This is a genomic window from Nonomuraea sp. SBT364 (assembly GCF_001083785.1).
Lineage (GTDB): Bacteria > Actinomycetota > Actinomycetes > Streptosporangiales > Streptosporangiaceae > Nonomuraea.
On record NZ_LAVL01000249.1, the window covers coordinates 1 to 9,612 of the forward strand.

Below are 9,612 nucleotides of genomic sequence, written 5' to 3' on the forward strand. Positions count from 1 at the left end.
GTGATGGGGGCGCGGCTGGCGCGTGAGGTGATGCGGCTGGCGCTGCTGCTGCGCCGCCGTTATCCGCCGTACGCGAAGTGGCTGGGCAGTGCGCTGGCGCGGTTGCCGGGGTCGGTGGAGCTGGGTGAGTCGCTGGGGGTGGCGCTGGCGGCGCGGTCGTGGCGGGAGCGGCAGGAGGGGTTGTCGTCGGCGTATTCGCGGCTGGCGGCGTTGCAGAACCGGGCGGGGCTGGCGGTGCGGCTGGATGAGGGAGTGCGTGGATTCCATGACCGGCCGTTCGAGGTGATCGGGGGTGACCGGTTCGCCGAGGCGCTGCTGGGGCAGGTCGCCGATCCGGTGGTCAGGGAGTTGCCGGTGGTGGGGTGTGTCGATCAGTTGTCGGATTCGACTGATCTGCTGATGGCGCCGGGGCGGGCGCGTGCGGTGACGGCGGCCGCGCTGGGCCTGGGCGCCTGACGGTCGCGCCCGGGCCGGGGCGGTCATGGTGATGCGGTCATGGGTGTGTGGCGGTCATGGTTGTGTGCCGGCCAGGGTGGCGGCCAGGTCCTCGGTGCGGGCGCGCCAGGCGGGCAGGGTGGCGCGCAGGGTGGCGGGGTCGCCGGTGCTGGTGAGGATGAGGCGGGCGCCGTGGCCGGTGCCTTCGGCCAGTTCCCAGCGGATGGTGCCGCCGTCGCCGGCGTACTCCAGGAGTTTGCCGGGTTCGACGCGGGCGACGGGGCCGGCGTGGACGCCTTCGGCGGTGAAGGGGGCGGGTGGCGGCGCGCCGAGCTGGGCGTGGCCGCCGTCGAGGGTGTTCCACACGTCGGCGGCGGGGCGGGTGAGCTGGCGTTCGACGCGCAGGGTGTCGTCGTCGACGGTGCCGGAGATGAGGCCGAGGATGGCGATGTAGTCCTCGTGGAGGCGGGCGGTGGGGGGTTCGGTGAAGGGGCGGCCGTCGAGGTGGGCGGCGAGGGCGGCGGCGCAGGTGTGCCAGCCGGAGGCGAAGCTGGCGGCGCCGTGGTGGTCGCCGAAGGTGTGGGTGAGTTCGAGGATGCTGCCGTCGCCGTCGGGGTGTACTTCCCAGCGGAGTTCGTCCTCGCCCCAGGTGTGGGCGAACACGTGGGGCGGGCGCAGCTCGGTGACGCGGCCGTCGGGGCCGAAGCCGTAGGTGACGCGGTCGCCGTCGATGGTCATCTCGGCGGGGAACCAGTGTTTGACGTGGTCGGGTTCGGTGATGGCGCGCCACACCTTGGCGGGCGGGTGGGGCAGGCGGCGCCGCATGCGCAGGACGGTGCGGCCGTCGGGGCGGGTGGACAGGTGCTCGTTCACTGCTCCTCCAGAGCGTCGGGCGGGCTGTCAGTCGGGGTGTCGGGCATGGTGTCGGGCGGGCTGTCGATCGGAGTGTCGGGCATGGTGTCGGGCATGGTGTCGAGGTGGCGTTCGAGCCGGTCGAGGCTGCCGGCCCACAGCCGGCGGTAGGGGGTGAGCCAGGCGTCGATCTCGGCCAGCGGCTGGGGGCGCAGCTCGTACCAGCGGCGCTGGGCGTCCTTGCGGACGGTGACGAGGCCGGCTTCGCGGAGCACGCGCAGGTGTTTGGAGGTGCCTGGCTGGGTGAGGCCGAGGCGTTCGGTGAGTTCGCCGACCAGGCGTGGGCGTTCGAGCAGGAGGTCGAGGATCTGCCGCCGGGCCGGTTCCGCGAGTACGTCGAAACGCATGTACATACTCTACCGGTTATATGCTGGATAGGGAATGTGTCAGTGGTCGTGGCGGGCCGCGTTCGCGGCGATCGCGTCCCGCACGTACCCGGCCAGGCCCGGCGCCGCCTCGTCGTAGACGGCCGTGAACCGCGGGTCGGACACGTACAGCTCGCCGAGACAGCGGTGGATGTCGTACGTGCACGTGTAGAACCAGCGGCTGATGTGGAGCCGGTGCCGCTCGGCCAGGTCCATCGCCGGTTCGCCGCCGGCCGGCAGCCCCGCCGTGTACGCCGCCGCGAGCTCCTCGCCGACCGCGGCGGCCTCGGCCTTCAGCGCCAGCCAGTCGGCCTTGGTGTAGGAGGCGACGCGGCGGCGGCTGTCGGCGTAGGCGTCGGTGCCTCCCCAGCGGCGTTCGGTCTCGGCGTCGTGGTCCTCGGGCCGGAAGGCGCCGAAGACCTCCAGCCGTTCCTCGGGGGTCAGCGTGATGCCGCGGGCGCGCGCCTCGATCGCCCGTTCCACCGCGGTGATCACCTCGCGCAGCCGGTCGGACTTGCGGATCAGCAGCTCGTGCTGGCGGCGCAGCTGGGTGAGCTCGTCCACGCGCGGGTCGTCGAGGATGACGGCGATCTCCTCCAGGGGGAACCCGAGCTCCCGGTAGAGCAGCACCTGCTGCAGCCGCACCAGGTCGTCGTCGGTGTAGCGGCGGTATCCGGCGGCGGTGCGCTCACCCGGGCTGAGCAGCCCGATCTCGTCGTAGTGGTGCAGCGTGCGCACGGTCACCCCGGCCAGCCGGGACACCTGTCCGACAGACAGACTCATGCCCCCAGCATGAACCCTCACGCCACGTCAGAGGCAAACTGGACTCTCCGGCGGCGGGAGAGTCCATGCTGGGGGACGTGGACGAGGATCTGCTGCCGATCGGGCAGTTCGCCCGGCTGAGCCGCCTCAGCGTCAAGCAGCTGCGGCACTACGACGAGCTGGGGCTGCTGGAGCCGGCCTACGTGGACGGCGACTCCGGATACCGCTACTACCGGCCCGCGCAGGCGGGCGCGGCGCTGTCGATCGGGCTGCTGCGCTCGCTCGACGTGCCGCTGCCCGTCGTCGGCGAGGTGCTGTCGGGGCGGCCGGGCGCGCTGGAGTCGGTACGGGAGTCGCTGGAGGCCGAGCTGGCCCGCAGGCGTCAGGCGCTGGCGGCGCTGGAGCGCGTCATCGCCGAAGGGCTGCCGGCGGCGCACGTACGGGTCGTCGAGGAGCCCGCCCACCGGGTGGCGGTGGTACGCGAGCCGGCGGCCGGCCCGGACGGCATCGGCGCGGCCACCTCGGCCGCGGTCGCCCGCCTCATGGCGGCCCGCTCCGCCGCCGGGCCCGGCCCGGCGGCGGGGGTGCGGCTGATCGGCCTGTTCCCCGCCGATCTCGGCGAGGTGGTCGAGGTGGCGGTCGCGCTCGTGCTGGAGCCCGGCGACGCCTGGGAGCCGGGCGCGGGCGTGCGGGCCGAGACGCTGCCCGGCGGCTCGTTCGCCATGGCCACCCACGTGGGCCCGTACGGCCAGATCTCGCTCACCGCGCACGCGGTGCTCGCGTGGTGCGCCGAGCGGCGGCTGCGGGTGGGCGGCCCGATCCGCGAGGTGTACGTGTCCGATCCGGCGGTGACGCCGCCGGAACAGCTCGTCACCCATTTGATGGTTTGCCTGGAGGAGGAGCGATGAACCCCGAACTGGTCACGCACGGACCGGTCACCTGCCTGAACGTCACCGGGCTGGGAGAGCCGGGCGGCCCCGAGCACACCTCGGCGATCCGCGCCCTGTACACGGTCGCCGACGGCATGGGCGGCCCCGCGGGGCCGCTGGAGGGGATGTGGTGGGTGGAGGACGAGCGGCCGGCGCTGCAGGTGCCCCGTGAGCAGTGGCGCTGGCATCTGCTGCTGCCGCTGCCCGGCCTGCCGGAGCCGGGGGCGCTGGAGCTGGCCCGTGAGCGGGCCCGGCCGTCGGGCGCGGCGGTGGACCGGGTCCGCGTGATCGCGCACACCGAGGGGGAGTGCGTGGAGATGCTGCACGCCGGCCCGTTCAGCGAGGAGCATCGCACGCTGGCGGTCATGGACGCGTTCATGGCCGAGCATCACCTGGTCGTCAACGGCTTGCATCATGAGGTGTATCTGACGCCGCTGGACGACCCGTCCCCGCGCACGCTGCTGCGCCAGCCGGTCCGCAAAGCCGGCTGACCCTGGCTGCCCCCCGGGGCATGGCCGGTTTCAGAGCCGGTTTCAGAGCCGGGTGAGGATGACGGGGCCGTCGGCGGTGACGGCGATGCTGTGCTCGGCGTGGGCGGCGCGGCTGCCGTCGACGGTGTGGAGCGTCCAGCCGTCGGCGGCGGCCCGGTAGCGGCCGTCGCCGCCGGCGGTGAACATCGGCTCGATCGCGATCGTCAGCCCCGGCCGCAGGACGAGCCCCCGGCCGGGGCGGCCGCGGTTGGCCACGTGCGGGTCCTCGTGCATGCGGCGGCCGATGCCGTGGCCGCCGAAGTCGGCCAGCATCCCGTAGCCGCCGCGCTCGGCCTCGGCGGCGACGGCGTGACCGATGTCGCCCATCCGCCCGCCGGGGACGGCGGCGGCGATGCCGGCGGCCAGCGCCCGTTCGGCGGCGCCGATGAGCTCCAGGTCGCGCGGGCGCGGCGTGCCGACGACGAAGCTGACGGCGCTGTCGCCGGCCCAGCCGTCGAGGTAGGCGCCGCAGTCGACGCTGACGAGGTCGCCGTCGGCGAGCCGGTCACGGCCGGGGATGCCGTGCACGACCGCGTCGTTGACCGACACGCACACCACGGCCGGGTAGGGGGTGGGGGCGAACGCCGGATGGTAGCCGAGGAAGGCGGGGGTGGCGCCGGCCTCGGCGATGACCGTGGCGGCGATGTCGTCCAGTTCGGTGACACGCACGCCCACGGCGGCGTGCTCGGCGATCCGGGCGAGGGCGCGGGCGACGACCCGGCCCGCTTCACGCATCGCGTCGATCTCACCGGGTGTCTTCAACTCGACCATGCCGATAACTATACCGGTATTTTTATCGAAGGTTGTAAGGTGGAGGCATGGTGCGTCCCCCTTTGACCCCCGAGGAGCGGCTCCGCGGCGAACACCTCGGGCTGCTCCTGCGTCATGCCCGCGGCGGGCGCAGCATCGTCGAGGTCGCCGCCGCGGCCGGCATGTCGGCCGAGACCCTCCGCAAGATCGAGACCGGCCGGATCGCCACCCCTGCCTTCTTCACCATCGCCGCCCTCGCCGACGTGCTCGGCGTCTCCCTCGACCACCTCGCCACCCGCACCACCCCGGCGATCCCCACCTGAACCCGGCCCCACCTGAACCCGGCCCCACGGGAACCCGGCCCCACGGGAAGCCCGCATCGAGCCCGCGTGCAGCCCGCGAAGCCCCCGTCACGGCCGGCGGGGCTCGCGCAGCAGCGGATGGGCGCGCATCGCCACCTCCAGCTCGCCCGGCAGCTCGTCACGGTAGCGGCCCAGCGTCGACAGGTCGCTGTGACCCAGCACCCGGCGCACCGCGTCCATGTCGACCGCGTCGGCCAGCAGATGCGTCGCCGTCGTGTGCCGCAGCCCGTGCGGCGTCACCGACCGCGCCCGGTCGGGGTCGACCTGCCCGCGCACCCGGTCGATCACCGCCTGCACGTCGCCGCGCGCCAGCCGCCGCCCCCGCCACGACAGCAGCAGAGCCTTGTCGGCCGACCGCGGCCGCCCCCGCTCCAGATAGACCCCCAGCACGCCGGCCACGTCACCGGGCAGCGGCACGTCACGCGTGCGGCCGCCCTTGCCGAAGATCCGCCAGTAGCGCACCCCGTCGTTGGTGAAGAAATCCTCCACGTTCGCGCCCACCAGCTCCGACACCCGCGGCCCCACCGTCGCCAGCAACAGCACGATCAGCGCGTCACGCACCTCCGTGCGCTGGTCACGACGCCGGCCCGGCCGCGGCGCCGGCTCACCCTCACCCAGCTCCCGCGCCGCCCCGATGAGCCCCTGCGCCTGCTCACGCGTCAGCGCCCGCCGCTCGGGCCGCAGCCCGCCCCGCTCGCGCGCCCGCACCGTCGCCGACGGCATCGGATCCAGCTGCACCCACCCGGCACGCGCCGCGTGCTTGAACAGCGCCGACACCGACCGGCGGAAACGCGCCTGCGACGACGCCGACTGCCGCGCACCCGGCACCGGGTCGCTGCGCCGCCCGTCGGGCTTGCGCGCGAACGCCAGCAAGATCGCGTCGATGTCCTCGCCCGTCAGATCGTCGAGCACCGTGGCCGCGCCGGCCAGCTCCACCAGCGTCGCCACGTCCCGCGCGTACACCTCCGCCGTCGAGGGCGACAACGCCCCCGTCAGCGTCCGCGCCCGCACCAGCTCCACATAGCGATCAGCCGCCTCCGCCACCGTGACCCTGTCGAGCTCCGCAGGCCGCACCGTCCCCCCTCACCCCGGGAAAGATCCCTTCCAACAAGGAACGGTAGCGGCCCCCACCGACGAAATCAGATGTCGCGGAACGTCTCGATCCGCGCCCCCAGCGCGTTCAGCCGCTCGGCCAGGTCCTCGTAACCGCGATTGATCACATACACGTTGCGCAGCACCGAGGTGCCCTCGGCCGCCATCATCGCCAGCAGCACCACCACCGCCGGCCGCAACGCCGGCGGGCACATCATCTCCGCCGACCGCCACCGGGTCGGCCCCTCCACCAGCACCCGGTGCGGGTCCAGCAGCTTCACCGACGCGCCCAGCCGCGTCAGCTCCGTCAGATAGATCGCCCGGTTGTCGTAGACCCAGTCGTGGATGAGCGTCGAGCCCTGCGCCGAGGCGGCGATCGCCGCGAAGAACGGCACGTTGTCGATGTTCAGCCCCGGGAACGGCATCGGATGGATCTTGTCGATGGGGGAGACGAGCTTGGACGGCCGCACCGTCAGATCCACCAGCCGGGTGCGGCCGTTGGCCGCCGGATACTCCGCCCCCCGGTCGTGGTCCAGGCCCATCTCCTCCAGGACCGCCAGCTCGATCTCCAGGAACTCCACCGGCACCCGGCAGATCGTCAGCTCCGAGGAGGTCACCACCGCCGCCGCCAGCAGGCTCATCGCCTCGACCGGATCCTCCGACGGCGAATAGTCGACGTCACGCTCGATCGACGGCACCCCGTGCACCGTCAGCGTCGTCGTGCCGATGCCCTCCACCTGCACGCCGAGCTGCTCCAGGAAGAAGCACAGATCCTGCACCATGTAGTTGGACGAGGCGTTGCGGATCACCGTCACGCCGTCGTGCCGCGCCGCCGCGAGCAGCGCGTTCTCCGTCACCGTGTCGCCGCGCTCGGTCAGCACGATCGGCCGCGACGGCGACACCTCCCGGTCCACCCGCGCGTGGTAGAAACCGCCCGTCGCGGTGATGTCGAGGCCGAAGTGCCGCAGCGCCGACATGTGCGGCTGCACCGTACGCGTGCCCAGGTCGCAGCCGCCCGCGTACGGGATGCGGAACTGCTCGGTGCGGTGCATGAGCGGGCCGAGGAACATGATGACGCTGCGAGTACGGCGCGCCGCCTCGGTGTCCATCGCCTCCAGCTCCAGCCGCGCCGGAGGGATGATCTCCAGGTCGCTGCCCTCGTTGATCCACCGCGCCCGCACCCCGATCGAGGCGAGCACCTCCAGGATCCGGTAGACCTCCTCGATCCGCGCGACCTTCCGCAGGATCGTGCGCCCGGAGTTCAGCAGCGACGCGCACAGCAGCGCCACGCACGCGTTCTTCGACGTCTTGACCTCGATGCTGCCCGACAGGCGGCGGCCGCCCACCACCCGCAGATGCATCGGCCCGGCGTAACCGAGCGACACGATCTCGCTGTCGAGCGCCTCGCCGATCCGCGCGATCATCTCAAGACTGATGTTCTGGTTGCCGCGCTCGATCCGGTTGACCGCGCTCTGACTCGTCGCCAGGGCATCAGCCAGCTGAAGCTGTGTCCACCCGCGATGCTGGCGAGCATCCCGGATCAACCGGCCGATCCGCACAAGGTAATCGTCTGTCACAACCCCACAACCTATCTCACATATGAGATGCCCCCGGGATCGACGTGCCGGACAGTTCCCGATGAACCGCCAGATGCGCCGGTGTGCCGTCGGCCTTCCGCTTGTGCACGAACGCCTCCCGCGCCTCCCGGAACCCCGACCGGTCATCGAACATGTCGCGGCTCATCTCCGCCAGCTCCTCCACCCGGTAGGCCTCCAGCGGCCTGCGCCGCTCGTCGGCATCCCTGGCCGCCTGTTTGGCCGCCAGCAACCGTCCATACCCGGGATCGGCCGCGAGTCTCTCGGCGTACTCCAGCACCGCCCGCTCGAACGCCGGCCGCGAACCTGCCACCGCCCGGTCCGCCAGCCCCAGCTCGACCGCCTCCTGCGCGCCGATCGGCAGCGCCTCCTGCGTCAGCCGCGCCGCCGCCTGCGCCCCCACCCGGCGCGTCAGCGTGTACGTCCACAACTCGCTGCCGAACAACCCCATCGTCCGGTAGTGCGGATTGAGCACCACCCCCTCGCGCACGATCACCCGGTCGGCGCCCAGCCCCATCATCACCCCGCCGGCACCCGCGTTGCCGCCCACCGACGTCACCACCAGCTGGCCCGTGCACCACACCAGCTCCCGGCACACCTGGTTGATCGCGTTGATGTTCGTCCACGCCTCCAGCTCCGGATGGCGCGCCGCCTCGATCACGTTCAGATGGATGCCGTTGGAGAACACCTCGCCGCCACGCAGCACCAGCACCCGCGTGTCCTGCGCCGCCGCGTAACGCACCGCCGCCGCCAGCCGCCGGCACTGGTCGGTCGACATCGCCCCGTTGTAGAAATCGAAGCTCACCACCCCGACGCCGTCGCCGCGATCGTAGGTGATCTCGCTGTAGCCGGACCGCTCATCGGCGCCGGCGGCCCGCTCGCCCAGCACCGACACCGCCGGCAGCTTCACCGCCCCCGCCTCCTCGGCGCGCAGATGCCCCACCCACACCGAGCCGTCGCCGGTGTGCACGAGCACCGCGCCCTCACGCCGGCCCGCGACCGTCCCCGGCGTCCCCAGCAGCGCCGGCCCCGGATACACGTCGAACACCCGCACCCGCATCCCGCACAGCTCGGCCAGCCCGCCCGGCGACCCGTCGGCCGCGCGCACCCGCCGCACCACGTCCGCCGTCGGCTCCGCCCACGACAACTCCCGGTCGGCGCGCCGCATCGCCGGCCGCAACCGGCCCACCACCTCCGGCCGCGCGTAGTCCAGCGGCTCGGGCACGAACGACGGGTCACCCGCCCTGGCCGCCACCTCCAGCACCAGTTCCACCGCCGCGTCCGCCACCGGCCCGTTGTACAGCGCGGACTTGCGCGGCGGCTCCTCCGGCATGGCGAACATCCGGTACGCCCAGATCGGCCCCGCGTCCATCTCCTCGACCGCCTGCAGCGCCGTCACGCCCCACTCGGCCGCACCCTCGCTGATCGCCCAGTCCAGCGACGACGGCCCCCGGTCGCCGGGCGGCCCCGGGTGGATGATCACCGTGCGCTGGGTGCGCCACAGCTCGGCCGGCACCTTCTCCTTCAGGAACGGGCAGATCACCAGATCCGGCTTGGCCAGCTGGACGGCCTCCAGCATCACCTCCTGCGACAACGCCAGCTCCACGCTGACGTCATGACCGGCCCGGCGCAGCTCCAGCCAGGCACGCTGGGTCAGGCCGTTGAACGAGGAACACAGCAGCAGGATGCGCAACGGGGGTTTCCTCCGGACGATGTCGTTTATGGCAGTCCCATATGGGATGTTCGTGCATTGATGCTGACATGGTCTGGCAAGCATCGATGACAGATCGCCGCAGAATCCCACCCGAGTGGAGGTGATTTATCCCGCTATGTCGGGATTTTTCTTCGGTTGGGGGCCCAACCTCCACCCCACCCCACAG

General features: G+C 72.5%; 11 protein-coding genes. 4 read left to right on the plus strand and 7 right to left on the minus strand.

Annotated elements, in window-relative coordinates; all coding sequences use genetic code 11:
- The coding region (locus ADY59_RS44990) for a DUF4037 domain-containing protein (RefSeq protein WP_049576788.1) at positions 1-456 on the plus strand (456 nt) is incomplete at its 5' end.
- A gap of 54 nt (positions 457-510) precedes the next feature.
- Here the strand turns inward: ADY59_RS44990 and ADY59_RS44995 are convergent.
- From ADY59_RS44995 to ADY59_RS45005, 3 genes are read right to left on the minus strand one after another with little or no spacing between them, the layout of a single operon-like run.
- Positions 511-1,308, minus strand: coding sequence for an SRPBCC family protein (locus ADY59_RS44995; RefSeq protein ID WP_197094157.1), 798 nt, complete (start codon positions 1,306-1,308; stop codon positions 511-513).
- Positions 1,305-1,694, minus strand: coding sequence for an ArsR/SmtB family transcription factor (locus ADY59_RS45000; RefSeq protein WP_331459590.1), 390 nt, complete (start codon positions 1,692-1,694; stop codon positions 1,305-1,307). Before ADY59_RS45000 ends, ADY59_RS44995 begins: the two co-directional genes overlap by 4 nt.
- 39 nt (positions 1,695-1,733) lie before the next feature.
- On the minus strand, positions 1,734-2,495 hold the full coding sequence (locus ADY59_RS45005; protein WP_049576794.1) for a MerR family transcriptional regulator: 762 nt from the start codon (positions 2,493-2,495) through the stop codon (positions 1,734-1,736).
- 65 nt (positions 2,496-2,560) lie between these two features.
- Between ADY59_RS45005 and ADY59_RS45010 the strand changes: the two genes are divergently transcribed.
- Positions 2,561-3,382, plus strand: coding sequence for a MerR family transcriptional regulator (locus tag ADY59_RS45010; protein ID WP_049576797.1), 822 nt, complete (start codon positions 2,561-2,563; stop codon positions 3,380-3,382).
- Positions 3,379-3,894: a hypothetical protein gene (locus tag ADY59_RS45015; RefSeq protein WP_049576798.1), complete on the plus strand. Its 516-nt coding sequence runs from the start codon at positions 3,379-3,381 to the stop codon at positions 3,892-3,894. The genes ADY59_RS45010 and ADY59_RS45015 overlap by 4 nt, the downstream gene beginning before the upstream one ends.
- A gap of 42 nt (positions 3,895-3,936) precedes the next feature.
- On the opposite strand, the gene map is transcribed toward ADY59_RS45015, so the two are convergent.
- Positions 3,937-4,704, minus strand: a complete 768-nt coding sequence (map, locus tag ADY59_RS45020) for a type I methionyl aminopeptidase (protein ID WP_049576799.1) — start codon at positions 4,702-4,704, stop codon at positions 3,937-3,939.
- 47 nt (positions 4,705-4,751) lie between these two features.
- On the opposite strand from map, the gene ADY59_RS45025 reads away from it, so the two are divergent.
- Positions 4,752-5,006, plus strand: coding sequence for a helix-turn-helix domain-containing protein (locus tag ADY59_RS45025; RefSeq protein ID WP_049576800.1), 255 nt, complete (start codon positions 4,752-4,754; stop codon positions 5,004-5,006).
- An 87-nt stretch (positions 5,007-5,093) separates the two neighbouring features.
- Here ADY59_RS45025 and ADY59_RS45030 read toward each other — a convergent pair whose 3' ends face one another.
- The 3 genes from ADY59_RS45030 to ADY59_RS45040 all read right to left on the minus strand — a co-directional run bounded on the left by ADY59_RS45030 (position 5,094) and on the right by ADY59_RS45040 (position 9,425).
- Complete coding sequence (locus ADY59_RS45030) at positions 5,094-6,119, minus strand: tyrosine-type recombinase/integrase (protein WP_049576804.1); 1,026 nt, start codon at positions 6,117-6,119, stop codon at positions 5,094-5,096.
- Between the two features lie 65 nt (positions 6,120-6,184).
- Positions 6,185-7,714, minus strand: coding sequence for a helix-turn-helix domain-containing protein (locus ADY59_RS45035; RefSeq protein ID WP_049576805.1), 1,530 nt, complete (start codon positions 7,712-7,714; stop codon positions 6,185-6,187).
- Between the two features lie 16 nt (positions 7,715-7,730).
- Entirely contained in the window at positions 7,731-9,425 is a 1,695-nt protein-coding gene (locus ADY59_RS45040; protein WP_049576806.1) for an enoyl-CoA hydratase-related protein, read from the minus strand.
- Positions 9,426-9,612 lie beyond the last annotated feature (187 nt).

Bases quoted from the DNA above. Each gene is read 5' to 3' on its own strand.
- ADY59_RS45025 (WP_049576800.1), top strand. From the start codon at position 4,752: ATGGTGCGTCCCCCTTTGACCCCCGAGGAGCGGCTCCGCGGCGAACAC.
- ADY59_RS45015 (WP_049576798.1), top strand. From the start codon at position 3,379: ATGAACCCCGAACTGGTCACGCACGGACCGGTCACCTGCCTGAACGTC.
- ADY59_RS45000 (WP_331459590.1), bottom strand. From the start codon at position 1,694: ATGCGTTTCGACGTACTCGCGGAACCGGCCCGGCGGCAGATCCTCGAC.
- ADY59_RS45010 (WP_049576797.1), top strand. From the start codon at position 2,561: ATGCTGGGGGACGTGGACGAGGATCTGCTGCCGATCGGGCAGTTCGCC.
- ADY59_RS45005 (WP_049576794.1), bottom strand. From the start codon at position 2,495: ATGAGTCTGTCTGTCGGACAGGTGTCCCGGCTGGCCGGGGTGACCGTG.
- map (WP_049576799.1), bottom strand. From the start codon at position 4,704: ATGGTCGAGTTGAAGACACCCGGTGAGATCGACGCGATGCGTGAAGCG.